General features: G+C 73.0%; 27 protein-coding genes. 6 read left to right on the top strand and 21 right to left on the bottom strand.

Translation table 11 applies throughout. From position 1 onward, the window contains the following. The first annotated feature begins 13 nt into the window (after positions 1-13). The 4 genes from ACTFTM_RS07925 (at position 14) to ACTFTM_RS07910 (ending at position 5,074) form a co-directional block, all read left to right on the top strand. Positions 14-1,534 (top strand): YifB family Mg chelatase-like AAA ATPase, encoded by a 1,521-nt coding sequence (locus ACTFTM_RS07925; protein WP_449565171.1) that lies wholly within the window; start codon positions 14-16, stop codon positions 1,532-1,534. Next, complete coding sequence (gene dprA / locus ACTFTM_RS07920) at positions 1,531-2,727, top strand: DNA-processing protein DprA (RefSeq protein WP_449565170.1); 1,197 nt, start codon at positions 1,531-1,533, stop codon at positions 2,725-2,727. Before ACTFTM_RS07925 ends, dprA begins: the two co-directional genes overlap by 4 nt. Positions 2,728-2,855: 128 nt before the next feature. Further along, a complete protein-coding gene (locus ACTFTM_RS07915; protein ID WP_449565169.1) occupies positions 2,856-3,848 on the top strand; it encodes a tyrosine recombinase XerC in 993 nt (330 codons plus the stop codon). Between the two features lie 44 nt (positions 3,849-3,892). Then, entirely contained in the window at positions 3,893-5,074 is a 1,182-nt protein-coding gene (locus ACTFTM_RS07910) for an aminotransferase class V-fold PLP-dependent enzyme (RefSeq protein ID WP_449565168.1), read from the top strand. Here the strand turns inward: ACTFTM_RS07910 and ACTFTM_RS07905 are convergent. Together ACTFTM_RS07905 and ACTFTM_RS07900 are read right to left on the bottom strand one after the other, a co-directional pair. After that, positions 5,008-5,685, bottom strand: a complete 678-nt coding sequence (locus ACTFTM_RS07905; protein ID WP_449565167.1) for a M23 family metallopeptidase — start codon at positions 5,683-5,685, stop codon at positions 5,008-5,010. The two genes, ACTFTM_RS07910 and ACTFTM_RS07905, sit on opposite strands and share 67 nt — an antisense overlap. 134 nt (positions 5,686-5,819) lie before the next feature. Next, positions 5,820-6,266, bottom strand: coding sequence for a DUF4240 domain-containing protein (locus tag ACTFTM_RS07900; protein WP_449565166.1), 447 nt, complete (start codon positions 6,264-6,266; stop codon positions 5,820-5,822). A 188-nt stretch (positions 6,267-6,454) separates the two neighbouring features. Between ACTFTM_RS07900 and ACTFTM_RS07895 the strand changes: the two genes are divergently transcribed. Continuing rightward, entirely contained in the window at positions 6,455-7,582 is a 1,128-nt protein-coding gene (locus tag ACTFTM_RS07895; protein WP_449565165.1) for a sulfite oxidase, read from the top strand. Positions 7,583-7,628: 46 nt separating this feature from the next. On the opposite strand, the gene ACTFTM_RS07890 is transcribed toward ACTFTM_RS07895, so the two are convergent. The 12 genes from ACTFTM_RS07890 to proS all read right to left on the bottom strand — a co-directional run bounded on the left by ACTFTM_RS07890 (position 7,629) and on the right by proS (position 15,865). Further along, positions 7,629-7,952 carry a DUF2469 domain-containing protein gene (locus ACTFTM_RS07890; RefSeq protein ID WP_018218957.1) on the bottom strand — a complete coding sequence of 108 codons (324 nt, stop codon included), beginning with the start codon at positions 7,950-7,952 and terminating at the stop codon, positions 7,629-7,631. Then, a complete protein-coding gene (locus tag ACTFTM_RS07885; protein WP_449565164.1) occupies positions 7,949-8,761 on the bottom strand; it encodes a ribonuclease HII in 813 nt (270 codons plus the stop codon). Before ACTFTM_RS07885 ends, ACTFTM_RS07890 begins: the two co-directional genes overlap by 4 nt. After that, positions 8,755-9,312, bottom strand: coding sequence for an NUDIX hydrolase (locus ACTFTM_RS07880; RefSeq protein WP_449565163.1), 558 nt, complete (start codon positions 9,310-9,312; stop codon positions 8,755-8,757). The genes ACTFTM_RS07885 and ACTFTM_RS07880 overlap by 7 nt, the downstream gene beginning before the upstream one ends. Before the next feature lie 12 nt (positions 9,313-9,324). Then, on the bottom strand, positions 9,325-9,960 hold the full coding sequence (lepB, locus tag ACTFTM_RS07875; protein ID WP_433537471.1) for a signal peptidase I: 636 nt from the start codon (positions 9,958-9,960) through the stop codon (positions 9,325-9,327). 10 nt (positions 9,961-9,970) lie between these two features. Next, on the bottom strand, positions 9,971-10,840 hold the full coding sequence (gene lepB / locus ACTFTM_RS07870; protein ID WP_449565162.1) for a signal peptidase I: 870 nt from the start codon (positions 10,838-10,840) through the stop codon (positions 9,971-9,973). Positions 10,841-11,021: 181 nt separating this feature from the next. Continuing rightward, positions 11,022-11,378 (bottom strand): 50S ribosomal protein L19, encoded by a 357-nt coding sequence (rplS, locus tag ACTFTM_RS07865; RefSeq protein WP_030335223.1) that lies wholly within the window; start codon positions 11,376-11,378, stop codon positions 11,022-11,024. A gap of 144 nt (positions 11,379-11,522) precedes the next feature. Beyond that, the gene (gene trmD, locus ACTFTM_RS07860) at positions 11,523-12,296 is read right to left on the bottom strand and encodes a tRNA (guanosine(37)-N1)-methyltransferase TrmD (protein WP_449565161.1); all 774 of its coding nucleotides are present in this window, start codon (positions 12,294-12,296) and stop codon (positions 11,523-11,525) included. A gap of 11 nt (positions 12,297-12,307) precedes the next feature. Beyond that, the gene (gene rimM, locus ACTFTM_RS07855; protein ID WP_449565160.1) at positions 12,308-12,865 is read right to left on the bottom strand and encodes a ribosome maturation factor RimM; all 558 of its coding nucleotides are present in this window, start codon (positions 12,863-12,865) and stop codon (positions 12,308-12,310) included. Then, positions 12,865-13,125: an RNA-binding protein gene (locus ACTFTM_RS07850; RefSeq protein ID WP_172862164.1), complete on the bottom strand. Its 261-nt coding sequence runs from the start codon at positions 13,123-13,125 to the stop codon at positions 12,865-12,867. The genes rimM and ACTFTM_RS07850 overlap by 1 nt, the downstream gene beginning before the upstream one ends. Next, entirely contained in the window at positions 13,100-13,570 is a 471-nt protein-coding gene (rpsP, locus tag ACTFTM_RS07845; RefSeq protein WP_355051573.1) for a 30S ribosomal protein S16, read from the bottom strand. The genes ACTFTM_RS07850 and rpsP overlap by 26 nt, the downstream gene beginning before the upstream one ends. Positions 13,571-13,800: 230 nt before the next feature. Then, complete coding sequence (locus tag ACTFTM_RS07840; RefSeq protein ID WP_449566571.1) at positions 13,801-14,421, bottom strand: DUF402 domain-containing protein; 621 nt, start codon at positions 14,419-14,421, stop codon at positions 13,801-13,803. A 37-nt stretch (positions 14,422-14,458) separates the two neighbouring features. Next, positions 14,459-15,865, bottom strand: coding sequence for a proline--tRNA ligase (gene proS / locus ACTFTM_RS07835; protein WP_449565159.1), 1,407 nt, complete (start codon positions 15,863-15,865; stop codon positions 14,459-14,461). 143 nt (positions 15,866-16,008) lie between these two features. On the opposite strand from proS, the gene ACTFTM_RS07830 reads away from it, so the two are divergent. After that, complete coding sequence (locus ACTFTM_RS07830) at positions 16,009-16,611, top strand: TetR family transcriptional regulator (RefSeq protein ID WP_449565158.1); 603 nt, start codon at positions 16,009-16,011, stop codon at positions 16,609-16,611. Between the two features lie 359 nt (positions 16,612-16,970). Here ACTFTM_RS07830 and ACTFTM_RS07825 read toward each other — a convergent pair whose 3' ends face one another. The 7 genes from ACTFTM_RS07825 to ACTFTM_RS07795 form a co-directional block, all read right to left on the bottom strand. Then, the gene (locus ACTFTM_RS07825; RefSeq protein WP_449565157.1) at positions 16,971-18,050 is read right to left on the bottom strand and encodes an amidohydrolase family protein; all 1,080 of its coding nucleotides are present in this window, start codon (positions 18,048-18,050) and stop codon (positions 16,971-16,973) included. Positions 18,051-18,149: 99 nt separating this feature from the next. Continuing rightward, complete coding sequence (gene ffh / locus ACTFTM_RS07820; RefSeq protein WP_449565156.1) at positions 18,150-19,703, bottom strand: signal recognition particle protein; 1,554 nt, start codon at positions 19,701-19,703, stop codon at positions 18,150-18,152. A gap of 109 nt (positions 19,704-19,812) precedes the next feature. Continuing rightward, positions 19,813-20,469 (bottom strand): response regulator transcription factor, encoded by a 657-nt coding sequence (locus ACTFTM_RS07815; RefSeq protein WP_449565155.1) that lies wholly within the window; start codon positions 20,467-20,469, stop codon positions 19,813-19,815. Beyond that, entirely contained in the window at positions 20,466-21,638 is a 1,173-nt protein-coding gene (locus tag ACTFTM_RS07810) for a sensor histidine kinase (protein ID WP_449565154.1), read from the bottom strand. The genes ACTFTM_RS07815 and ACTFTM_RS07810 overlap by 4 nt, the downstream gene beginning before the upstream one ends. Before the next feature lie 509 nt (positions 21,639-22,147). Then, complete coding sequence (locus ACTFTM_RS07805; protein ID WP_449565153.1) at positions 22,148-24,424, bottom strand: [protein-PII] uridylyltransferase; 2,277 nt, start codon at positions 24,422-24,424, stop codon at positions 22,148-22,150. A gap of 17 nt (positions 24,425-24,441) precedes the next feature. Next, complete coding sequence (locus ACTFTM_RS07800; protein ID WP_007456507.1) at positions 24,442-24,780, bottom strand: P-II family nitrogen regulator; 339 nt, start codon at positions 24,778-24,780, stop codon at positions 24,442-24,444. A gap of 25 nt (positions 24,781-24,805) precedes the next feature. Continuing rightward, positions 24,806-26,224 (bottom strand): ammonium transporter, encoded by a 1,419-nt coding sequence (locus ACTFTM_RS07795; protein ID WP_449565152.1) that lies wholly within the window; start codon positions 26,222-26,224, stop codon positions 24,806-24,808. Positions 26,225-26,245: the final 21 nt, after the last annotated feature.

Genomic DNA, 26,245 nt, shown 5'->3' with positions numbered 1-26,245 from the left:
TGGGTGACGCGCCGTGAGCTACGCCAAGGTGCTCTCCGTGGGGTTGGTCGGCGTCACCGGCCACCTGGTCGAGGTCGAGGCGGACCTGGCCGCGGGCCTGCCGGCGGTGGTGATCTCCGGTCTGCCGGACACCGCTCTGCACGAGGCCCGCGACCGGGTGCGGGCCGCCGTCGTCAACTCGGGCCAACGGTGGCCCAACCGGCGCATCACGCTGAACCTGCTGCCCGCGACGCTGCCGAAGTTCGGCTCGGCGTTCGACCTGGCCATCGCCGCCGCGCTGCTGGGCGGCTCCGGTGAGCTGCCGCTGCTGCCACTGGAGAAGGTGGTGGTCCTCGGCGAGCTGGGCCTGGACGGGACGGTCCGGCCGGTACGCGGCGTCCTACCGATGGTCGCCGCGGCGGCCAGGGCGGGCATCGAGCGCGTGATCGTGCCGACCGGCAACGCCGCCGAGGCCGCGGTCATCCCCGGCGTACGGGTGCGGGCGGTGGACACGCTGCACCGGCTGGTCACCTTCGTACGCGACGGCAGTCCGCTGATCGAGCCACCGACGGACACCCCGGCCCCGATCACCGGCGGCCCCGACCTCGCCGACGTCGCCGGGCAGCAGGTGGGCCGGCGCGCGCTGGAGATCGCCGCGGCGGGCGGGCACCACCTCGCGCTGCTCGGCCCGCCCGGGGCCGGCAAGACGATGCTGGCCGAGCGGCTGCCATCGCTCCTGCCGGAGCTGGACGACGACGCGGCGCTGGAGGTGACAGCCCTGCACTCGGTCGCCGGACTGCTGCCACCGGGCGGTCGGCTCCTGCGTCGTCCGCCCTTCCAGGCGCCGCACCACACGGCGACCGTTCCGTCCCTCGTCGGCGGCGGCTCCGGGCTGGCCCGCCCCGGCGCGGTGTCGCTCGCCCACCGCGGGGTGCTCTTCCTCGACGAGGCGCCCGAGTTCAGCAAGGGCGCGTTGGAGGCGCTGCGCCAGCCCCTGGAGCACGGCCGCATCCAGCTCAGCCGCAGCGGTGGCGGCACCGAGTACCCGGCCCGGACGCAACTCGTGCTGGCCGCCAACCCGTGCCCGTGCGCGAAACCGTCCGGCGACGCGTACTGCGAGTGTTCGCCCGTGGCCCGCCGCCGCTACCTGGGCCGGCTCTCGGGGCCGCTGCTCGACCGGATCGACGTGCAGGTGCGGCTGATGCCGGTACGGGCGGCGGAACTGATGGCGGCCGGAGCCGACGTCGAGTCCTCGGCCACGGTCGCCGCCCGGGTCGCGGCGGCCCGTAGCGCGGCGGCCACCCGCTGGGCCAGCCTCGGCCGGCGACTCAACGCCGAGGTGGACGGCCCGCTCCTGCGCCGCCCGCCCTGGCGGCTACCGGCGCTGGTCACCGCCGAGCTGCGCTCCCGGCTCGACTCCGGCTCGCTCTCGGCGCGCGGCTTCGACCGGGTGATCCGGATGGCCTGGACCATCGCGGACCTCGACGGCCGGGACCGGCCCGACCGTGAGGACGTACGAGAGGCGACCCAGCTACGGACGGGAGAGACGGCATGAGCGCCGACGAGGAGAGCAGGCTGGCCAGGGTGGCGCTGACCTGGCTGGCCGAGCCCGGCACCCGCGTGGTGCACGCGCTTGTCGAGCGGCTGGGGCCGGTGGCGACGCTGGATCTGCTGCTCGATGGCGGCAGCCCCGACCGGCGGCTGGCCGCCGCCGTGGCCGCCCGGATGTCCTCCGGCGACGCCCGGGCGGTGGCGGCCGAGGCTTTGGACCGGGCGGATCGGCTCGGCGCGCGTCTGGTCACCCCGGACGACGACGAGTGGCCGGCCCGGGTCGCCGACCTCGTCGGGCTGCGGCTGCCGGACCTGACCCGCCGCGTGGACGTGGAGACCGCGCCGCCACTCTGCTTCTGGGTACGCGGCGCGTGGCCGCTCGGTGAGGCGTTGGAGCGCTCGGTGGCCGTGGTCGGCGCGCGGGCGGCCACGGCCTACGGCCAGCACGTGGCCACCGACCTCGGGTACGGCCTGGCCGAACGGGACTGGACGGTCGTCTCCGGTGGCGCGTTCGGGATCGACGCCGCCGCCCACCGGGGCGCCCTGAACGCCGAAGGGCTCACCGTGGCGGTGCTGGCCTGCGGGGTGGACCGGCCGTACCCGATGGGCAACACCGCCCTCTTCGACCGGATCGCCGACACCGGGCTGCTGGTCAGCGAGTGGCCGCCCGGCGCCGAGCCACTGCGGCCACGGTTCCTGATCCGCAACCGGGTGATCGCCGGCGGCACGCTGGGCACCGTCGTGGTCGAGGCGTCGGCGCGCAGCGGAGCGACGCAGACCGCCCGGCGTGCCATTCACACCGGCCGGATGGCCATGGCGGTACCCGGGCCGGTGACCTCGGCAATGTCCGTCGGCACGCACGAGTTGCTGCGCGAGCACCCCAAGGTCCGGCTGGTCACCGGGGTCACGCACGTCCTCGAGGAGGTGGGTCGGATCGGCGTGGACCTGGCCCCGCTGGCCCGTGGCCCGCAGCGGCCGGCCGACGATCTGGACGACGACGCCCGGTCGGTGCTGGAGGCGTTGCCCCGCCGGGGCGCACGGGGTGTGGACGCGCTCGCCGCACGCGCCGGCCTGGACGTGCGGACCGCGCTGCGCAAGCTGTCACTGCTCGAAGAGCTGTCCATGGTGGTACGACGCGACGACGGCTACGCCCTCGCCCCGCCCGGCAAACCCAAAGGCCCGGCCGATCGCCCGTAGACGGGCACGCCGACGTGGCCGGCGGAGCACAACCCTCGGTCGTACGCTGGTGCCGTGCCTGCTGCCAGCGAGGGTGCCCACGCCGCCCGGCGGACCGCATCCGTGACGCCGCGAGGGGCGTGGCGGCCGTGAGCCGGTCCGCCCGGGGCACCCGGACCACCCACCAGGAGCTGCCACCGGCGCTGCGCGACGCGGTCGACGACTTCGCCGAGCATCTCGCCCAGGTCCGCAACCGGTCGGCGCACACGGTCCGCGCGTACGTCACCGACGTGGTCGCGTTGCTCGACCACGCGGTGCGCATGGGTTGCCGCGACCTGGGCGAGGTCGACCTGTCAGTCCTGCGGAGCTGGTTGGCACGGCAGCGGACCACCGGCGCCGCCCGTACGTCGCTGGCCCGTCGGGCCGCCTCGGCGCGGGCGTTCAGCGCCTGGGCACACCGCGCCGGGCTGCTCCCCGCCGACGTGGGGGCCGCGCTCGCCAGCCCTCGGGCGCACCGGGAGCTGCCCGGCGTCCTGCGCGCCGATCAGGCCGCCACGCTGCTGGAGGCGCCGATCCGGCAGCCGATGACCAGCCCCGGCACAGAAGGAGAACCCACGACGGAGGGGGCAGCCGACGCGGCGGTGTCGTTGCGCGACCGGGCGCTGCTGGAACTGCTCTACGCCACCGGCGTACGGGTCAGCGAGGTGTGCGGGCTGGACGTGGAGGACGTCGATCACGGCCGGCGCGTGATCCGGGTGTTCGGCAAGGGCCGCCGCGAGCGTTCGGTGCCGTACGGCGTGCCGGCGCAGCGGGCGCTCGACGAGTGGCTGCGGCAGGGCCGGCCCGCGCTGGTCGCCCCGCACTCGGGCGGCGCGCTGCTGCTCGGGGCGCGCGGCGGTCGGCTCAACCCGACGACGGCGCGTCAGATCGTCGGCGGGTACGCCGAGGCAGCCGGCCTGCCCCGGACGAGCCCGCACGGATTGCGCCACTCCGCCGCCACCCATCTGCTGGAGGGCGGCGCCGACCTGCGCGCCGTGCAGGAACTGCTCGGACACTCGTCGCTGGCCAGCACGCAGATCTACACCCACGTGTCGGTGGAACGGTTGCGCGCCGCGTACCGCCAGGCGCACCCCCGCGCCTGATCACGGGCCGGGAGGTCGGACCGCCCGACGGTTACGATCATCCGGTGAGCGTCCCGCAGCCTCCCGAGCCGATTCCGGGCGCCCGCCTGCTGTTCTCCCTGGATCCGGCGGTCAGCCACCTCAACCACGGCTCGTTCGGCGCGGCGCCGATCAGCGTGCAGCGCGCCCAGCAGCGGCTACGCGACGAGATGGAGGCCAACCCGCTGCGCTTCTTCACCCAGGGGCTCGTCGACCGGATCGGGCACACCCGGCGGCACCTCGCCGGATTCCTCGGCGCGGACCCCGAGGGCAGCGCGCTGGTCGGCAACACCACCACCGGCGTCGCCGTGGTGCTCCAGTCGGTGGGCCTGCGCCCCGGGGACGAGGTGCTCAGCACCGACCACGGGTACGGGGCGGTGAGTCTGGCCATCGCGCGGGAGTGCCGCCGTACCGGCGCGGTCAGCCGGGTCCTGCCGATTCCGCTGGACGCCGGCGACGAGCAGATCGTGCAGACGATCCGGGCCGGCCTGCGCCCGGGCCGAACCCGGCTGCTCGTCGTCGACCAGCTCACCTCCGCCACCGCGAAGCTGTTCCCGACCGCTGCCATCGTGGCGGCGGCCCACGAGAGCGGCGTACCCGTCCTGGTGGACGCCGCGCACGCCCCCGGCATGCTCGCCACCACGGTCGCCAGCATCGGCGCGGACTTCTGGGCGGGCAACCTGCACAAGTGGGCGTACGCACCGCGCGGCACCGCCCTTTTGGCGGTCGCCCGGCAGTGGCGCGAGCGGATCGAGCCGCTGGTGGTGTCGTGGGAGCAGGAGACGGGCTTCCCGGCCCGGATCGAATGGCAGGCGACACTCGACTACACCTCGTGGTTGGCCGCCCCCGCCGGGCTGTTCACGCTGCGCAGCCTCGGTGTCGACCGGGTACGGGAGCACAATGCCGCGCTCGCCGCGTACGGCCAACGGGTCGTGGGGGACGCGCTCGCGGTGCCCCCCGCCCAGTTGCCCGACCCCGGCGGACCGGGGGTGGCGCTGCGTCTCATCCCGCTGCCGCCCGGCACGGCCACCACCGTCGACGCGGCGCGGGCGTTGCAGACGCGCATCGGCGAGCGGCTGGCCGCCGAGGTCGCGGTGATGAGCTGGGACGGCCGTGGGTGGCTGCGGCTCACGGGTCAGGTCTACAACACGGCCGACGAGTACGAGCGGCTGGCCGTACGACTGCCGGCGCTGCTCGCCCAGCGCTGACCTCGCGCACCCGGGTCGAGCGGGAGGAGCCGCACCGGGCCGAGGCCGAGCAGGGCCAGCGGGTCGAGGTACTCCTCGCCTCGGCGCAGGCCCCAGTGCAGGCACGCGTCCGCCGGGCAACCCGGGTGGCCGGGCAGCAGTTCGCCCAGCGGCGTGCCAGCGGTGACCGCCTGACCGGGGCGTACCGCGGGCTGAACCGGTTCGTGGGTGGTTCGCAGCCCTCCGGCATGCCCCACGGTGACCACCGGTCGGCCGGCCACCAGACCGACGAAGAGCACGGTGCCCGGTCCGGCGCTGCGGACCACAGTTCCCGCCGAGGCGGCCAGGTCGACACCCCGGTGGCCGGACAGCCACGGCTGGGGTGGCGGGTCGAAGCGGCGCACCGGTCGCGGTGGCCCGTCGAGCGGCCAACGGAAGCGCTCGGCGGGAGCGGGCGCAGGTGCGGCAGCCTGGAACGCGATCGGCACGGTCGGCGTCGGTGGCTGGCCGGGCACCGGCGCGACAAGCACCGCCAGACCGCAGAGCTGCACGGCCAGAGCGAGGGGGAACGCCGCGCAGAGCAGCACGGTACGGCGGATCGAGCCGAGACGGGTGGTGGATGGCGAGCGCATGCCGGCAGCCTCGGCCCGGAGCCGGGTCGTCCGCCAGCCCGGCCACCGAAGCTGTGGACAACCGGCGGCCCTGTGGACGACCACCCGGAGGAGTCGATGATCTGCTATGCCGCGCTGGGGGAAGCTGAGGCAGATCACCACCACTGTTCGTTGGAACCGGTCTCGTAGTCGTACTCCTCGACGTGGTCCCACTCCGCCCCGGTCAGCTTCTGATAGGCGTTGGACGGGACATCGAGGATCGAATCCGCGTGCGCTGCCTCGACGGTGGTGAAGCGTGCGAACGCCGCCGGATCGGCGAGCACAGCATCGAATGCCGCAGGTCCCGCCACCACCACCGCGCAGCGCGCGTAGAGGAAGCCGTCGTCGGACAGCTCGTCCATCCCCGGTGCGGTGACCTGGGCGAGCACCCGGCGGTCCAACTGGTACAGCTTGAACGCGAGCGTCTCGGCGAAGTCGATGATGCGCTCCGCCGACTCCTGGGCCAGCACGGCGGTCAACCGCTCGTACGGGCCGTCGTCCTGGACCTCCGGCTGACCGCCGAGCACGGCGACGAGTCGCCAGAATTCCTCATCCGCAAGCATCGAATCCTCAACCCGTCATCGGTACGGCCGAACCAGTGCCCATTCTTGTCTACCGAAGGGCACGCTCCTCTACCGAAGGGCACGCTCCGAAGATCCTGACGAACCCCTCTGATCAGCTGGGTGACCCGGGCAGGGCCTAGGCTGGGCCGCGTACGGCGGGCGCCGCCGTCTGCACCGGGGAGGCCCACATGACCACTGTCGACGACCGGGGGCCGAGCGTGGCCGACGTGAGCGGCCCGTCCCGGCTCGCCGAGCCGGACGAGGCGATCAGTGCCGACGAGTTGCAGCTGGCGGCCCGCAACCATGGCCTTCCGCTGGAGGCGCTGCGCTACGACGTCACCCCCGCCGGGCTGCACTACCTGCTGATCCACTACGACATCCCGGAGCTGGACCCGGCGACGCACGCGCTCACCGTCGGCGGCGCCGTCGGGCGGCCGTTGACCGTCGCTCTGAACGAGCTGCGGGAGCGGCCCCGGGTCACCCACCGGGTCACCCTGGAGTGCGCCGGCAACGGTCGGGCGCTGCTGCACCCCCGGCCGGTGAGTCAGCCGTGGCTGGTCGAGGCGGTCGGTAACGCGGAGTGGACGGGTACGCCCCTCGCTCCGCTGCTGCGCGAGGCGGGCCTCGGCCCGGACGCCGTGGACGTGGTCTTCACCGGTGCCGATCACGGCGTCGAGCGGGGGGTCGAGCAGGACTACCAGCGGGCGCTGCCGGTGGCCGACGCGCTGCGCGAGGAGGTGCTGCTGGCGTACGAGATGAACGGCGCTCCCCTGCTGCCGCAGCACGGCGCGCCACTGCGGCTGATCGTGCCGGGCTGGTACGGCATGGCACACGTCAAGTGGCTGCACTCGATCGAGGTGCGGACCACGCCGTTCGACGGTTACCAGAACGCGGTGGCCTACCGGCTGCGCCGCGACGCGGACGACCCGGGCCAGCCGGTCACCCGGATCGAGCCGCGTGCGCTGGTCCGTCCGCCTGGCTTTCCCGACTTCATGACGCGCCGCCGGGTGCTGCGGCCGGGACCGTGCACGGTGGACGGTCGGGCCTGGTCGGGGCACGCGCCCGTGGTGGCGGTGGAGGTGAGCGTCGACGGCGGGACGACGTGGGCGCCGGCCGAGCTGGACCCGGTGGCGGGCGGCGATTTCGCCTGGCGGCGGTGGCGGTACGAGTGGACGGCGACGCCGGGCCGGTACGTGCTCAGCGCGCGGGCGACCGACGCGTCCGGGCGGACCCAGCCGGTCGAGCAGCCGTGGAACCGTGGCAGCTTCGCCAACAATCTGGTGCAGCGCGTCGAGGTCGTCGTACCGGCCGAGTGACCGGCCGGTCAGCCTCGGGTGGGGGGCCCGGGGCGCGACGGGCCGGTCAGTTGCCGAAGCCGGAGTCGGCGGGCAGGGAGATGTCGGGCTTCTCCAGCTCTTCGACGTTGACGTCCTTGAAGGTCATCACCCGGACGTTCTTCACGAAGCGGGCGGGGCGGTACATGTCCCACACCCAGGCGTCGTGCATCTCGACCTCGAAGTAGACCTCGCCGTCGGAGTTGCGCACGTGCAGGTCGACCTGGTTGGCCAGGTAGAACCGGCGCTCGGTCTCCACCACGTAGGAGAACTGGCGGACAATGTCGCGGTACTCCCGGTAGAGCTGCAGCTCCATCTCGGTCTCGTACTTCTCGAGATCTTCCGCGCTCATCGCACTCCGCCTTCCATGACCACATCTTCCCCCACCGGCGTCGAAGGCCGAGGCTGCTCGCCCAACGCCACGCCGACGGTACCCCCTGACGCCCAGGAGTGCCCCATCGGCTCGTCCGAGGCGGGGCCGACGGGCCGCCGGGCGCGCGGTGGCCGGCCGTCGCGGCCGGAGACCGCGGCGACATTGACGTACGAGAAGCGGTGTTCCCGGCACGGCCCGTGCTCGCGCAGCGCCGCGCTGTGCTCCGGAGTGATGTAACCCTTGTGCTCGGCGAAGCCGTACGCCGGGTAGACCCCGTCCAGCTCCACCATGATCCGGTCCCGGGTCACCTTGGCGAGCACGCTGGCCGCCGCCACGCAGGCGGCAACCCGGTCGCCCTTCCACACCGCCAGCCCCGGGACACCCAGGCCGTCCACGCCGAAGCCGTCGGTCAGCACGTACTCCGGTCGGGTGGTGAGCAGGGCGAGCGCCCGCCGCATCGCGGCCAGGTTGCACACGTGCAGCCCCCGGGCGTCGACCTCGTCGGCGGGAATGACCACCACGGCGTACGCCAGGGCACGGTCGACGACCTCGGCGTACACCCGCTCCCGGCTGGCCGGGGTGAGCAGCTTGGAGTCGGCGAGCCCGTCGATCTCGCCGCGCCGCCCCTCGGGGAGCACGGCCGCGGCGGCGACCAGCGGCCCGGCACACGCGCCGCGACCGGCCTCGTCGGCGCCGGCCACGTGCCGGAAGCCGCGCCGCTGCAACGCCCGCTCCAGCGCGTAGAGCCCGGCCTCCCGGCGTACGACGGTACGCGGCGGGGTCAGCACGACGCCTCGGCGGCCGGCGGCAGGAGCCGGGCCAGCAGGTCGGGCAGCTCGGGCGGGTAGTACCGCTCGCCGCTGGCGGCCAACTCGGCGGGCCGCCACCAGCGGTGACCGGCGATGCTGCGCTGCTCGACGTCGGTGAAGCCGACGCTGTCGACCTGCCAGGACGGGACGCGGAGCAGGAAGAAGTCCTGCTCCTGGCGGTACCAGTCGCCGTCGAACGGGAACTCGGTGGCGTCGGACCAGACGGGCTCGCCCAGCTCGGCCGGATCGACCCGCAGCCCGGTCTCCTCGGCCAGCTCCCTCGCGGCTCCGGAGGCCGGAGACTCGCCCTCGTCGAGCCCGCCGCCCGGGGTGAACCAGTAGCGGTGCTCCGGGCGGGCCGGGTCGAAGCCGTGGAACAGCAGGATCCGGCCCGCCGCGTCGACCAGCAGCACCCGCGCCCCGCGTCGGGAGATCCAGACGCGGTCGGCACTGTTCGCGCCTGCGGGGCTCGCAAGCCCACTCCTCACGGTCACCGCACCAGCCTGCCAGACGGGCGGCCGATCGCCCATGCCCCCGCCGCCCTAAGGCTTGGGAATGCCGTCGAACTGGTCCGGCACCGTCAGCCAGGTCGCCCGGTTCACCGGCCAGAAGACGGTGAACGCCCGCCCGACCACCTCCCCCTCGGGGATCGTGGCCTCGGTGATGTTCTGCCCGGACTGCTGCCAGTGCTCCAGCGAGTCACCCGAGGCGGACCGGTGGTCGCCCATCACCCACAGCCGTCCCTTCGGCACGGTGATGTCGAACTCCTGGTCGGCCGCCTTGTCCCGGACACCGTCGATGGAGAAGATGTACGGCTCGTCGAGCGACTTGCCGTTGATCATCAGGCGCTCCTGCGGGTCGCAGCAGACCACGTGGTCGCCGCCGACGCCGATGACCCGCTTGATGAAGTCCTCGCCGTCGGGGTTGCCGCTCCACTCCGTGGGCGCCTTGAAGACGATCACCTCGCCGCGGTGCGGTGACCGGAAGTCGTAGACCAGCTTGTTGACCAGCACCCGGTCATCGATCTTGAGAGTGTTCTCCATGGACGGGGACGGGATGAAGAAGGTCTGCAGCACGAAGGCGCGGACCAGCACCGCGACCAGGATCGCCACACCCAGCAGGATCGGCAGCTCCTTCCAGAAGGAGCTACGCGGCTTGTCGGTCTGCTCGTCAATCACGCCAAGGAGCCTACGTTGCCGGGCCGGACGTCACCGTCCGGAACGCGCGGGAACCCCTCAGCGCAAGCGTCAGCGGGAGTATCAGCAGCACACCGCCCTGCGGGGACGGGCGGGCCGGCGGCACGCCGGAGGCGGCCGTGGCCGGCGCGGCCACGTCGTCGAACGTCGCCGGCACCGACAGCGCCGCCCAGCGCGACGACGGCCACACCACCATGAACGCGCGGCCGACCACGTTGTCGATGGGCACCGGCCCCTGGCAGCGCGCGTCCTGGGAGACCTCGCGGTGGTCGCCCATCACGAAGATCTGACCCGGGGGTACGACCACCTCGTCGAAACGCCGGGAGCGGCACTCCTGCGGGTTCGGCGGCAGGTCCAGTGGCGAGTCGCGCAGCACGTACGACTCGTCGAGCGGGGTCCCGTTCACGGTGACCCGCCCCTGCGAGTCGCAGCACTCCACCCGGTCACCCGGTACGCCGATCACCCGCTTGATGAAGTCCTTCTCGCCGGGACGACTCACCCCGACCAGGTCGCCGACGGTCCGGGCGAGCTTGCCGGCGAAGCCGGGCTCCGGCTCCTCGTCCACCTGCGGCGCCCAGCGGTCGGTGCCCCGGAACACCACCACCTCGCCGCGCACTGGGTCACGGACGTCGTAGACGACCTTGTTGACCAGCACCCGGTCGCCGATGAGGAGGGTGTCCTCCATCGAACCGGACGGAATGAAGAACGCCTGGAGCAGGAACGTGCGGATCAGCACCGCGAGGCAGAAGGCCACCACCAGCAGCAGCGGAAGCTCCTGCCAGAGAGGCATCTGACGCCGGGTGCGGCGGACCCGCCGGCGCCACGGATCGACGGTGCCGTCCTCGTCAAGCGTCTGCACCACGCCACTCCCCGGTCCGCAGAAACACCACCGCCCGGGAGCCTCGTCGAGGCTCCACGGGCGGTTGTGGACGGCTGCCCGCCTCGTCGGCGGGGCCGCCGCCTGGCTGCGCCCGTACGACCAGGGTAGTGCGGTCCGATCGGTACGGCATGTGCGCAGCTCAGGCGGCGTGGCGAGCGGGAAGTCAGCTGGGCTGCTTCTCCCGCTTCTCCTTGATCTTGGCCTTCTTGCCGCGCAGCTCGCGGAGGTAGTAGAGCTTGGCGCGACGCACGTCACCGCGGGTCACGACCTCGATCCGGTCGATGCCCGGGCCGTTGAGCGGGTAGGTCCGCTCGACGCCGACACCGAAGCTGACCTTGCGAACCGAGAAGGTCTCGCGCAGACCGTCACCCTGGCGACGGATCACGACGCCCTGGAAGATCTGGACACGGGACCGGTTGCCCTCGACGACCCGCGCGTGCACCTTGACGGTGTCACCGGCACGGAAGTCGGGGAGGTCGGTCCGCTTCGACTGGGCGTCAAGGGCGTCCAGGATGTTCATCGCTGCGTCCTCGTAAGGCTCACGGCGCACCGTCACTCGATGCGCGGATGGGTGATTCTGATTCCCGGGTGGTGGTCGGCGGGGCCAACCCCGGTCGGGGATCCTCGCAGCCGCCCGCGGGCGCGGACGGATGCGGCAACCCCCCTACTTTGCCACATCCCCCGGCGGTGGCTGAAATCCGGCCTGCTCCAGCGCCGCGATGTCCCGTTTGTCGAGCCGCTCGGGGGGCAGCGCGGCCAGCAGGTCCGGACGTCGGGCCGCCGTACGCAGCAGCCCCTCCTCGCGCCGCCAGCGGGCGATCCTGCCGTGGTCGCCGGAGCGGAGCACGTCCGGCACGTCGTGGCCGCGCCAGCTCGGCGGCTTCGTGTAGATCGGCGCCTCGAGCAGCCCGTGCGCGTGCGACTCCTCGTCCAGCGAGCCGGCGTTGCCCAGCACACCGGGCAGCAGTCGGGTGACCGCCTCCAGGACGACCAGCACGGCGACCTCGCCACCGAAGAGCACGTAGTCACCGAGCGACACCTCGGTGACCGGCATCCGGGTGGCGGCGTGCGCCAGGACCCGCTGGTCGATCCCCTCGTACCGGCCGCAGGCGAAGAGCAGGTGCGGCTCGGCGGCCAGCTCGTGGGCCATGGCCTGGGTGAACGGCACGCCGGCCGGCGACGGCACCAGCAGTCGGGGCGGCGGGGCCTCGGCCGGCGCGAGCGCGTCGAGCGCCGCACCCCACGGCTCGGGCTTCATCACCATCCCCGGGCCGCCGCCGTAGGGGGTGTCGTCGACCGTGCGGTGCACGTCGTGGGTCCAGGTCCGCAGATCGTGCACGGCCAGCTGGAGTACGCCGTTGGCGCGGGCGCGGCCGATCAGCGACAGGTCCAGCGGGGCGAAGTACTCCGGGAAGATCGACACGACGTCGACGCGCATGCGGGGTGGTCCTAAAGATCGAGCAGTCCGGCCGGCGGGTCGACGATCACACGTCCACCGGCCAGGTCGACCTCCGGGACGATCGCCCGGACGAACGGGATCAGAGCGGTACGCCCCTCGGGCCGCCGCAGCACCAGCAGGTCGGACGAGGGCGCGTGGTCGATGCGGGCGACCTCGCCCAGGCGTTCGCCGGTCGGCGTGACCACGGCGAGGCCCACCAACTGGTGGTCGTGGAACTCCTCCGGGTCCTCCGGAGGCTCGACGTCGGCGCTGTCGACCACGAGCAACGTGCCGCGCAGCGCCTCGGCGGTGTTGCGGTCCAGGATCCCGTCGAACGCGACAAGCATCCGACCCTGGTGGAAGCGGGCTTCCTCGATGGTCAGCTCGGCCGGCACCCGGAACGGCACGCCCGGCCCGTCCGCCGGCGCGGGCGGCGGAACCGCCCCCGGCTCAGTGCTGAGCACTGTGCCGGGGGCGAACCGCGCTTCGGGCTCGTCGGTCCGCACCTCCACGGTGACCTCACCGCGGACACCGTGCGGCTTGCCGATCCTTCCGACGACGAGCTGCATCAGTACGAGTCGACGATGTCGACGCGTACGCCGCGCCCACCGATGGAGCCGATCACCTGACGCAGCGCCTTGGCGGTCCGACCGGACCGCCCGATCACCGTGCCGAGGTCCTCGGGGTGCACGCGGACTTCCAGCCGCTTGCCCCGACGGGAATCGACCATCCGGACCCGGACGTCGTCCGGGTGGTCGACGATGCCCTTGACCAGGTGCTCCAACGCGGGACGCAGAGGCATGTCAGGCCTGCTCACCGGCGTCGGCAGCGGGGGTCTCGGCCGGAGCCTCGGTCGCCGGGGCCTCGGCGGCCGGAGCCTCGGCGGCCTTGGCGGCCTTCTTGGCCGGCTTGGCCGGGGTCTCCGGGGCCAGCCCGGCGGCGGCCTTCGCCTCGGCCTCGTACGCCGCCTTGCGGTCGGCCCGCTCGGGGGCGACCTTCAGCGGCGGCGGGGCCGGCAGACCCTTGAACTTCTGCCAGTCACCGGTCAGCTCCAGCAGCCGCTGCACCGCCTCGCTCGGCTGGGCGCCGACGGACAGCCAGTACTGGACCCGCTCCGACTTGACCTCGATGACCGAAGGGTCCTCCTTCGGCTGGTACACCCCGACGAACTCGATCGCCCGGCCGTCGCGCTTGGTGCGGGAGTCGGCGATGACGATGCGGTACTGCGGGTTGCGGATCTTGCCCATCCGCAGGAGCCGGATCTTTACGGCCACGGTTGTTTCGCTCCTGTTGCGATCTCACCAGCCCACTACGGGCGGTGTGCATGGGTGAGCGCCGACCGGCACAGTGGGGTTGGGCCGGAGACAACTCGGTGGACTGGCGACGCGCCCGGGTTAGAGGGCGCCGGACGCGCGCCGGATACCAGCGACCCATTCTGCCAGATCCGACGCCGATCTCTCGCATCGGACCCGGACACCGCGTCGCCGGTGATCTGGAACACCTGTCAGCGCACCGGCGGACGGTCCCATCCTGGCGGCAGTTCGTCCGGAACGTCCCAATCCGCGGGCGGGGTGAAGTCGATCCAGGTGCCGTCGAATGGGAACGCGCCGGCCTCGGCGAGCGCGATCACCCGCTCCCCCTCGGCCCGGACCGCCTTCTCGTCCGTCACCCAGTAGTCGTCGCCGAAGGCGAGCCGCTCGACGAACTCGTCCTCGTCCTTCCACTTCCAGCTCCGGTCCGGGCGTACCACCACGTCGAGGTCCTGGTCCACCACGTCGACGCCGGCCACCGGGCCGTCGTCCCATCGGACGCCGGGCTCCTCCAGGTTGACGTACCAGTGGGCGAACCGACCCCGCGCGTCGCGGAACCACCACACCGAGTGCGCCGCACCGGTGGGCAGGAACTTCAGCAGCGGCGGGCCGTTCCAGCGCCCGTGCGCCAACCGGTACGACGACGAGACCCACTGGGCGAACGGCATGGCCCGCATGTTGAGCCCGGCCTCGGTGACCTCGTGGGCCACCGGCGAGTCCCGGGCGATCCAGACCAGCAGGCCCCGCTCGTCGTCGCTGACCACCCGCCCCGGGCGCACCCAGCCGATCCGGCCGTGCCGCACGTTGCGGTGCATGATCAGCCGACCCGGCTGGAACCGGTCGACCAGCACCTCAGTAGGCGCGGGCGAGGATGGCCACCAGGTCGGGCTCGTCCTCCGAGTCCGGCACCGAGCCGTCGGCCCGCAGCAGGCAGCGCACCGTCACGCCCTGACCGTTCGCCTCGGCCTCGCCGGCCACGCCGACCGCCGACCACGGCACCATGGCCCAGCCGGTGGCGGCCGCCTCGATCGCCTCGGCGAGGGTCGACACCTCGACCGTGCGGGACTTGCGGTGGGCGAGCGCCTGGTCGTGCAGCGCCTGCTGGTCGGCCTCCAACGCCGCGAGGACCGCGCCGACCACGTCGGCCACCGGCGTCGGGGACTTCGAGGAGTCGGTACGACGTACCACCGTCGCGTTACCGGCGGCCAGGTCACGGGGGCCGACCTCCACGCGTACCGGATAACCGCGCAGCTCCGCGTCGACGGCCCGGCGGCCGAACGCGGTGTCGGTCCGGTCGTCGAGCGCGACCCGGACACCGGCGTCGCGCAGGCCGTCGCGCAGCTTGGCCGCCGCCTCCGCGACGCCCTCGCCATCCTTGACGATCATGATGTACGCCTGGATGGGCGCCAGCCGCGGCGGCACCCGCAGGCCGTTGTCGTCGCCGTGCGCCATGATCAGGCCGCCGAGCATCCGCGTCGACGTGCCCCAGGAGGTCGTCCAGGCGTGCTCCCGGCCGCCCTCCTTGGCCGAGTAGCTGATGTCGAACGCCTTGGCGAAGTTCTGGCCCAGCTCGTGGCTGGTGCCCAGCTGGAGTGCCTTGCCGTCACCCATCATGCCTTCGCAGGTGTACGTGGCCGTGGCCCCCGCGAACCGCTCCCGGGCCGTCTTCAGGCCCACCACCACCGGGATGCCCAGCACGTTGACCATCAGGTCCTCGTACGCCTCGTGCAGGATCCGCCGCGCGTAGGCGCGGGCGTCCTCACGGGTGGCGTGCGCGGTGTGCCCCTCCTGCCAGAGGAACTCGCTGGTCCGCAGGAAGATACGGGGACGCAGCTCCCACCGGACCACGTTCGCCCACTGGTTGAGCAGCAGCGGCAGGTCCCGGTACGAGTCGATCCACTTGGCCATGAACTCGCCGATGACCGTCTCGCTGGTGGGACGCACCACCACCGGCTCGGCGAGCTGCTTGCCACCACCGTGCGTGACGACCGCCAGCTCCGGGGAGAAGCCCTCGACGTGCTCGGCCTCCCGCTTCAGGTAGCTCTCCGGGATGAACAGCGGGAAGTACGCGTTCTCCGCTCCGGCCGCCTTGATCCGGGCGTCCATCTCGGCCTGCATCCGCTCCCAGATGGCGTAGCCGGCCGGTCGGATGACCATGGTCCCCCGGACCGGGCCGTTGTCGGCCAGCTTCGCCTTGGCGATCAGGTCCTGGTACCAGCGGGGAAAGTCCTCCGCACGGGGAGTGAGCACGCGTGCCATGACCGCACATCCTATGCGCCACGCGAGACGCCACCGCGCCCGGGAGGCGTCGCGCCCCCCGCGCGGCGGCGTCGCCCCTTCCACGCGGACCCGCCGCCCGGGCCGACGGGTCGCGACCAGGCCACGCGTAGAATTCGACCATCATGACTGCGATGACGGGCTCACCGCGCCAGCGACTCCGGGACACGATCGTGGACGCGGCCCGCGCGCGGACCATCGCCGCCGGCTGGGACGCGGTACGGATGGGCGGGGTGGCCACGGCCGCCGGCGTGAGCCGACAGACCGTCTACAACGAGTTCGGCAGCAAGGCCGGTCTGGCCGAGGCCCTCGCCCGCCGCGAGGTGGACCGTTTCGTGGGCGACGTCCGCGAGGCACTGGACGCGCACGGCTCGGACGTGCGGGCCGGCGCGTACGCGGCCATCGCGCACACCCTCGCCACCGCAGCGGACAACCCGCTGGTCAAAGCGATCCTGACCAGCGCCCGGGGCGGCTCGGACGAACTGCTGCCGTACCTCACCACCCGGGCCGAGGTGGTCCTCACCGAAGCATCGGACGCGTTGCTCGGCTGGGCCGGCGACCACCTGCCGGGCGCGGACCCGACCGCGCTGGCCTTCGCCGCCGACACGATCGTCCGCCTCGTGGTGAGCCACATCGTGCTCCCCGGCGCGCCGATCGAACAGACCGCGACCGCCCTCGCCGACCTGGCCGTCCACCTCTTCACCGTCGCCGCCACCGCGCGCCGCTGACCCGCGCCCCGCGCCCCGCGCCCCGCGCCCCGCGCCCCGCGCCCCGCGCCCCGCGCCCCGCGCCCCGCGCCCCGCGCCCCGCGCCCCGCGCCCCGCGCCCCGCGCCCCGCGCCCCGCGCCAAGATCCTCACAACATCACCGAAGTTGCTGCCTCAGACGCGCCGGAAGCAGCAACAACCCTGATGTTGCGCGGATCTTGAGCAGGCAAGATCGCGCTGCATCCTGGATGTAGTGGGATCCCACACCCGCCGAGGCCACTACATCCAGGATCGAGCACGATCTTGCGCGGGCCAGCGCGGCACAGCACGGCACAGCCCAGCGCGGCGCGGAAGAGGTCAGCGCGGCGCGGCGCGGAAGAGTCAGCGGACCACTCGGCCGCGCAGGATCGTGCGGGACGGGGCACGGACGACCCGCAGGTCGCGCCGGGGGTCCTCGGGGTAGACCGTCAGGTCGGCGAGACCGCCCTCGACCAGTCCGGGGAAGCCGAGCCATTCCCGGGCGCCCCAGGAGGCGGCGGCGAGCACGTCCTCGGCGGGCATGCCGGCGCGTTCGTGCAGCAGCAGCATCTCCTCGGCGGCCAGCCCGTGGTCGATGCCACCGCCGGCGTCGGTGCCCACGTAGATCGGCACGCCCGCCTCGTGCGCGGCCCGTACCACTTCCGGGAAGCGGTCGCGCAACGCGAGCATGTGTTCGGCGTACCCGGGGAACTTGGCCCGCGCCTGCTCGGCGATTCCGCCGAAGGTCGCAATGTTGATCATCGTGGGGACGAGCGCGGTGCCGCGGCGGGCCATCTCGTCGATCAGGTCGAGGCTCAGGCCGGTGCCGTGCTCCACCGAGTCCACACCGGCGCGCACCATGATCTCGACGGCCGACTCGGAGAAGGTGTGCACGGCGGCGCGTACCCCGGCGTCGTGCGCGGCCCGCACGGCGGCCGTGAGGGTGTCGGCGTCCCAGGCTGGCGCGAGGTCGCCGACGCCCCGGTCGATCCAGTCGCCGACCAGCTTGACCCAGCCGTTGCCGGCCTTCGCCTGGGCGGCCACCGTCGCGGCGACCTCGGTCGCGTCGACCTCCACGCCGATGTCCCGCAGGTAGCGCTTCGGGGGCGCGACATGCCGGCCGGCGCGGGCCAGTCGCGGCAGGTCGGGTTCGTCGTCCAACTCGGGGTACGGGTACGGCGAGCCGGCGTCCCGGATCGCCAGCACCCCGGCGTCCCGGTCGACGTGGGCCAGCTCGCGGGCCTGGTCGAGCGACGTGATCGGGGCGCCACCGCGGGCGATACCGATGTGGCAGTGCGCGTCGACCAGCCCCGGCAGCACGAACCCGCCGTCCACGACCGTCTCCGCGTCGGGCACCGGGGTGAAGGTCACCCGGTCGCCGACCAGCCAGAGGTCCCGCACCTCGTCGTCGGGGAGCAGCACGCCGCGCACATGAAGGGCCATGCGCACAGTCCTACCCGATCACTCCTCGTCGGGAGCGAGCAGGTCGTTCTTCCGGCTGGTCAACGCCGACGGGATCGGCCTGCCGCTTACCGACACGCGTCAGCGCGGGCCCTTGTCGCCGCCCTTGCCGAGCTTGTTGAAGTCGATCTTCGGCAGCTTGAAGCCGGGCGGAAGACCCTGGCCAGCGGCGAGGTCGTTCGGGTCCATCCCCGGCGGGAGCTGCGGCATGCCACCCGGGAAACCGGCCGGCATCCCGGCGCCGGTACGCGGACGACCGCCACCCTTGGTGCCCTTGCGCTTGTTCTTCGGGCTCTTGGTCGCCTTGCGCCGACCGCCCCCGGGCAGGCCCATCATCCCGCCCATCTGCTTCATCATCTTCTGCGCGTCGGCGAAGCGGTTGAGCAGCTGGTTGACGTCCATCACGGTGACCCCGGAGCCGTTGGCGATGCGCGCCCGACGGGAGCCGTTGATGATCTTCGGGTTGGTCCGCTCGCCCGGGGTCATCGACCGGATGATCGCGGTGACCCGGTCGAAGTGGCTGTCGTCCAGCTCGGCGAGCTGGTCCTTCATCTGCCCCATGCCGGGCATCATGGCCAGCACGTTGGCGATCGGGCCCATCCGCCGCACCGCGATGAGCTGGTCGAGGAAGTCGTCAAGCGTGAACTGCTCGCCGCCCATCAGCTTGGCGGTCATCTTCTCCTTCTGATCGGAGTCGAAGGCCTGCTCGGCCTGCTCGATCAGAGTGAGGACGTCGCCCATGCCGAGGATCCGGCTGGCCATCCGGTCCGGGTGGAAGACGTCGAAGTCCTCCAGCTTCTCACCGGTGGAGGCGAACAGGATCGGCTGCCCGGTGACCTCGCGCACCGACAGCGCGGCGCCACCACGGGCGTCGCCGTCGAGCTTCGAGAGCACCACGCCGGTGATGCCGACGCCGTCGCGGAACGCCTCGGCGGTGCGGACGGCGTCCTGACCGACCATCGCGTCGATGACGAAGATGACCTCGTCCGGCGAGACGGCGTCACGGATGTCGGCGGCCTGCTGCATCATCTCGGCGTCGATACCGAGGCGGCCGGCGGTGTCGACGATGACGATGTCGCGGGCGGCGCGCTTGGCGTGCTCGATCGACGCGCGGGCCACCTGCACCGGGTCACCGGTGCCGTTGCCGGGCTCCGGGGCGTACACCTCGACCCCGGCTCGGCCACCGAGCACCTGGAGCTGCCCGACGGCGTTGGGACGCTGGAGGTCGGCGGCGACCAGCAGCGGCTGGTGGCCCTGGCCCTTGAGCCAGCGGGCCAGCTTGCCGGCGAGGGTGGTCTTACCGGAACCCTGGAGACCGGCCAGCATGATCACCGTGGGCGGCTGCTTGGCGAACTGGAGTCGCCGCCCCTCGCCGCCGAGCACCTTGATCAGCTCTTCGTTGACGATCTTGATGATCTGCTGGGCGGGGTTGAGCGCCTGGGAGACCTCGGCGCTACGGGCGCGCTCCTTGACGGCCGCGATGAAGCCCTTGACCACCGGCAGCGCGACGTCCGCCTCCAGCAGCGCGAGGCGGATCTCGCGCGCGGTGGCGTCGATGTCGGCGTCGGTGAGCCGTCCCTTGCCGCGGAGCTTGGTGAAGATCCCGGACAGGCGGTCACTCAAGGTGTCAAACACGCGAACATCCCGTTTGTCAGTGTTCCGGCGGGCACAACGCGGCCGGCACTGCGGAGTCCGGCCACCGCTAGGGTAGCCGCCCGGCCGCACGGCCGCTGGCGGCCCGGCCTCACCCCGAGACCAAGCCCGATTGGTACGCGAAGACGACGAGCTGGGCCCGGTCCCGGGCTGCCAGCTTGCCCATCGCCCGGCTGACGTGTGTCCGGGCGGTCGCCGGGCTGACGACCAACCGGGCGGCGATCTCCTCGTTGTTCAGTCCCTCGCCGACCAGGCCCACCACCTGGCGTTCCCGATCGGTGAGCGTGTCCAGCCGGGGGTGCGGACGGGGCGCCCGCGACGGCCGGGTGGCGAACTCCCGCACCACCCGGCGGGTCACCGACGGCGACAGCAGCGCCTCCCCCTCGGCGACCAGCCGGATCGCGCGCAGCAGCTCCGGTGGCCGGGTGTCCTTGGTGAGGAACCCGCTGGCGCCGTGGCGCAGCGCGTCGAAGACGTACTCGTCGAGCTCGAAGGTGGTGAGCACCACCACCCGCGTACCGGCCAGGTCGGGATCGGCGACGATCCGGCGGGTCGCCTCGATCCCGTCGATGCCCGGCATCCGGATGTCCATCAGGACGACGTCCGGGCGCTCCCGCCGGGCCAGCTCGACCGCCCGCAGTCCGTCGGCGGCCTCACCGGCGAGCGCCAGGTCGTCTTCGCTCTCCACCAGCGCGCGCAGCCCGAGGCGGACCAGGTCCTGGTCGTCGGCGATCAGCACCCGGATCACGGGGACGCCTCCACCGGCAGCCGGGCCCACACGCGGAATCCGCCGCCCGGACGCGGTCCGATCGTCAGCCGCCCGCCCAGCGCTGCCACCCGCTCCCGCATACCGGCCAGCCCGTGCCCGCCGGACTGGCCGTCGACCGGTTCGGGGTCGCCGCCCGCGCCGAGCCAGCCGGGAACGCCGACACCCCGGTCCGTGACCTCGACGGTCAGCTCGTCGGCCTGGTAGCCCACGGTCACCTCGGCATGCGCCACCCCGGCGTGCCGCAGCACGTTCGTCAACGCCTCCTGCACCACGCGGTACGCGGCCAGGTCCACCGCCGCGGGCAACTCCCGCGGGTCACCGTCCTGGCGCAGGTCGACCGCGAGACCGGCGCCCGCCAGGCGGTCACAGAGGGCGGGGAGCCGCGCCAGACCGGGCACCGGTTCACGCTCCGCGCCCCGCCGCACCGCGCCCAATGTGACCCGAAGTTCGTCCAGCGCCTCCCGGCTGGTGCGGCTGATCGCGGTCAGAGCCACCTCCGCCTGTTCGGGCCGTTTCGGCAGCAGGTGCAGGGCGATCTCCGCCTGCATGCTGATCGCGGCCAGCCCGTGCCCCACCACGTCGTGTACCTCCTGGGCGATGCGCAGTCGCTCCTCGTCGGCCTGTCGCCGACCCTGCTCGGCACGCTCACGGGCCTCCTCGGCTCGGATCCGGGCGGCCGCCTCCCGGCTGACCCGCACCACGACACCCACCGCGAACGGTACGACCACCCAGGCCGACGCCGGCAGCACTCCGAACCAACCCGGCGCCGGCCCCCGACTGACGAAGACGTGCGCCACCAGCAGGACGAACGCCCCACCGGCGGCGAGCGCCGCCGTACGCACCGGCAGCCGCACCGCCACGGTGTACACCGCGAGCAGGAACGCGAGCAGAATCGGCCCGTAGGGGTAGCCGAGCACCAGGTACGTCGAGGTGGCCACGGTGACGACGGCGAGGGTCGCCACCGGGGATCGCCGCCGGAGCAGCAGGGCGAGGGCAGCGACCACGATCAGTGCCCGACAGACGACATCCACCGGCCGGGACCCGGGCTGGTTGTCCCCGGCCAGGCCGGTGGCGAGCAACCCGAACACGAGCAGCGCCAAGGCGAGAAGGCCGTCGGCCACCGCCCCCCGCCACCTGGTCCCTCGCATGGTCGTCATTCTGCCCGCGGCGACCCCACCAGGCGTGCGTCCGGGAGCGGCATCGCAGCTACGTCCCGGGACGTACCCACGACCTCACCCCGCTTACGCCAACCCGGCCCTAGCCGCGGACATGCCCTCCTCAGCCGACGACGCACAGATGCCCACGGCCGCCGACGAAGACGCCGACGGCGGTGGCGCGACGACGGCGCAACCGTCTGAGGGCGCGGCGGTGTCTGAGGGACCGGCGGTGTCTGAGGGCGCGGCGTCTGGCGGTCGGGGTCTGGCGGCGGGCACCGCAGTAAGCGTGATGACTCTGAGGCATCTTGATGCCACTGAGTCATCAGCCGCACAGTAGCCATACGCGCTCCGGTTCCGGCGCGACCACGCCAGCAGCCGGGGTACCGGAGTTCGAGCACGCGTACCCGAGGCTCCGGGCACACGACGGCCGGCGCAGGCACACGACGGCCGGCGTGGGCGAGCGCTGGCGACGCTGGCCGCTGCACGGCGACGCCCGCTGGTCAGACGGCGGCGAGGACCGCAGCCTCGAGGCGGGCCCGGGTGGCATCGTCCGGCCAGCCGCCCACGAGGTAGAAGGCGTCGACGACGTCCGCGCCGAGGGTGGAGATCCGTGCGGCCCGGACCAGGGCACCCGCCTCGTCGAGCGCGCCGGCCACCCGGTAGAGCAGCCCGGCGGCGTCGGCCGCGCGGAGTTCGAGCAGTACCGCGTCGGTGGCGGCCTCGCGGTGCCAGACGACGCGCGGCGCCGCGCCGCTGCCCCGGGCGGCGAGCGCACGGCCGCGCAGCCGTTGGGTGACGGACACGTCGCCGGCGACCGCACGGCGCAGGTCGGCGCGGAGCGGGACCGGGTCGGCCGGCAGGCCGTAGCGGGGTTGGACGCGGCACTCGACGAGCGCTCGACCGTCGACCACGGAGGCGTCGGCGGAGAGCACTTCCAACCGGTGCAGGGCGAGGCAGCCGGCCACCGTGGCGAGGAGCCCTCGCCGGTCGGCGGCGGCAACCGCCACCCGGTCTCCGGTCAGGTGGACGACCGGCAGCGGCCCGGCGAGCAGCGCCGGGTCCGGTGCCGGGGGTTCGGGCAGCACACCGGTGTCCAGGGCGGTACGGACGCGGGCGACCAGTTCGGCGACGAGTCGGCCCTTCCAGTCCGACCAGGCGGCCGGGCCGGTGGCGGCGGCGTCGGCGCGGACCAGGGCGTGCAGCAGGTCGAGCGTGCCGGTGTCGCCCACCGCCTCGGCGACCGACGCGATGGTCACCGGGTCCGCGAGGTCCCGCCGGGTGGCGACGTCCGGCAGGAGCAGGTGCAGCCGGACGAGCGTGCCGATCAGCGCCACCTCCGGGGCGGGCAGCCCGACCCGGGTCGCCACCGCCTCGGCGAGCGGCACGCCGGTCGTGCTGTGGTCGCCGGGCAGGCCCTTGCCGATGTCGTGCAGAAGAGCGCCGAGCAGCAGCAGGTCGGGACGGTCCACCTCGCGGGCGTGTCGGCTGGCCTCGTGGGCGGCCTGCACGAGGTGCCGATCCAGGGTGTAGCGGTGCACCGGGTTGTGCTGGGGCAGGCTGCGCAGCCGGGTCCACTCGGGCAGCCAGCCGTCCACCAACCCGTACCTGTCGCAGGTCTCCCAGGCCGGCACCAGCCCGGGACCGGCGCCCAGCAGCGTGGTGAGTGCGGCCCGGGCCTCGGGCGGCCAGGGCGCCGGCAGCGGAGGGCAGTACGCCGCCAGCCACTCACAGGTGGCGCGCGCGATGGGCAGCCGGGTGGTGGCCGCCGCGGCGGCCACCCGCAGGGACAGGCTCGGGTCGGGACGCGCGCCGATCGCCGTCCGGGCCAGCACCAGCTCCCCGTCGTGCTCGACCACGTCCCGGGCCACGGGCCGACGCAGCGGTGCGCCGTTGCCGCCCCGGGAACGGCCGGAACGCAGCCGGTCGGCGGCGCGGAAGGCGTCGTCGAGGGCGTGGCTGACCGTGCGCGCGTCCCCGGCCACCCGCCGCAGGAGGGCGTCGCCGTCCTCCAGAGCGAGCAGCGCCGCGACGCCGTCGCGTTCCTGGGCGACCAGTCGGTCGACGCGGCGGCCGACCTGCTGGTGCAGTGCGTCACGCGTGTCCAGCAGCCGCAGGTGGGCGGCGCGGACAGCGGGACGCAGCGCGTCGGTGATCCCGGCGGCGGAGATCGCGCGCAGCAGCCCCACGTCGCGCAACCCACCGGCGGCCTCCTTGAGGTCGCCTTCGAGGAGGAAGGCCAGTTCGCCGTGCGCCTGCCAGCGGGCGACGGTGATCTCACGCAGACGCGGGAGCTGGCGCACGGCCGTCCGCCGCCAGTGGTCGGCGGCGGTGCGGGTCAGGGCGTCGGCCAGGGTCTGATCGCCGGCCACCAGGCGGGCGTCGAGCAGCCCGAGAGCGACCTTGACGTCGTCCTGGGCCACCGACAGGGCCTCGGAGACGGTCCGTACCGAGTGGTCCAGGCGCAGGCCGGCGTCCCAGATCGGGTACCAGACCTTGGCTGCCAGCTCGTCCGTGCCGGGCACTCCGGCGTGCAGCAGCACCAGGTCGAGGTCGCCGTAGGGTGCGCACTGCCGCCGCCCCAGGCCCCCGACGGCCATCAGCGCGACGCCGTCACGCGCCGGCAGCAGCCCCCGCAGGAACTCGTCGTACGCGGCCGCCCGCCCCACTCGGGCGGCCTCCCCGATCCCCCCGGGTACGCCGACGACCTCGTTGATCAAGAGGTTCGCGTCACCGTTGTCGGCGTTTCCTGACGCGTTCTTCTTGATCAACGAGGTCATGTCGGTCGTGGTCCGGATCAGAGGGCGTCGAGGCCGCGCTCGCCGGTACGCACCCGGACGACCTCCTCGACACCGGTGACCCACACCTTGCCGTCGCCGATCTTGCCCGTACGGGCGGCGCCGACGATGGCGTCCACGATCTTTTCGACGTCGATCTCGTCGGTGAGCACCTCGACCCGGATCTTGGGCAGGAACTCGACCGTGTACTCGGCACCCCGGTAGACCTCGGTGTGCCCCTTCTGCCGCCCGTACCCCTGAACCTCGCTGACGGTCAGCCCGGCCACGCCCAGGGCGTGCAGAGCTTCCTTCACCGCGTCCAGCTGGTACGGCTTGATGACCGCGGTCACCAGCTTCATGTCCAACCCCTCCATCTAAGGAACGTTAACCGGCGACCTTGGCGCTGACCGGCTCGGTGGACTCGGTCTCGGGAGCCGCGGTGCTCGGCGCGCCACCGGTGCTGCCGATGCCGGCCATCGCGAACGCGCCACCCGTGCCGCCGCCCGACGGGGACAGGTCGTAGCTGCTTTCGGCGTGCTCGGCGATGTCGATGCCCTCGACCTCGGCCTCGTTCTTGACGCGGAAGCCGATCGTCTTCTCGATCGCGAAGGCGATCACCCAGGCGATGCCGAACGACCACGCGGTGACGATCAGACCGGCCAGGGCCTGCCGACCGAGCTGGGTGACACCGCCGCCGTAGAAGAGGCCGTCGGAGGCGCCCACCACGTCGCTGATCGCGGCGTTGACCGAGTTGGTGGCGAACAGACCGAGCCAGAGCGAGCCGATCCAACCACCGACGAAGTGCACGCCGACCACGTCGAGGGAGTCGTCGTAGCCCAGCTTGTACTTGAGGCTGACGGCGACCGCGCACACCGCGCCGGCGACGATGCCGAGCAGGACGGACGCCCACGGGGCGATGAAGCCACAGGCCGGGGTGATGGCGACCAGGCCGGCGATGGCGCCGGAAGAGGCACCGACCATCGTCGGCTTGCGGTCCTTGATCCACTCGACCGCGATCCAGCCGAGCACCGCGGCCGCGGTGGCGAGCTGGGTGTTGATGAAGGCGAGACCGGCGACCCCGTCGACGGTCAGCTCCGAACCGGCGTTGAACCCGAACCACCCGAACCACAGCAGACCGGCGCCGAGCGCGACGAGCGGGATGTTGTGCGGCTTCATGCCCTCGCGGGGCCAGCCGAGACGCTTGCCGAGCACCAGGGCCACGGCCAGGGCCGCCGCACCGGCGTTGATGTGCACCGCGGTGCCACCGGCGAAGTCCAGCGCCTTGATGTGGCCGTCACCGCCACCGATGAAGCCACCACCCCACACCCAGTGGGCGACGGGGAAGTAGACCAGGGTGGCCCAGCCGAACGCGAACAGCAGCCAGCCGGCGATCTTGGCCCGGTCGGCGATGGCGCCGCTGATCAGCGCGACGGTGATCACGGCGAAGACCATCTGGAACGCCATGAACACGTAGAGCGGGATGCCGATGCCGCTGGGGTTCTCCGCCGTGGCGCCCCACAGGTCGGATTCGGCGAGGAAGGTCTTGGTACCGAGGTACGTGCTCGGGTCACCGATGATGCCGCTCTGATCGGTGCCGAAGGCGACGCTGAAACCGTAGAACCACCACAGAACAGAGATGAGCCCGATGGCCGTGAAGCTCATCATCATCATGTTGAGTACGCCCTTGGCCCGGTTGAGGCCGCCGTAGAACAGCGCCAGTCCAGGGGTCATGAGCAGCACGAGCGCGGTCGAAACCAGCAGCCACGTGGTATTGGCGCCGTCGATCGTCGGTGCTTCAGGCACGCTGGCCTCCTAAAGGTGAAG

The organism is Micromonospora sp. RB23, from assembly GCF_053585025.1.
The sequence above is the reverse complement of the archived record's forward strand: the minus strand, read 5'-3'. Positions and strand labels throughout refer to the sequence as shown.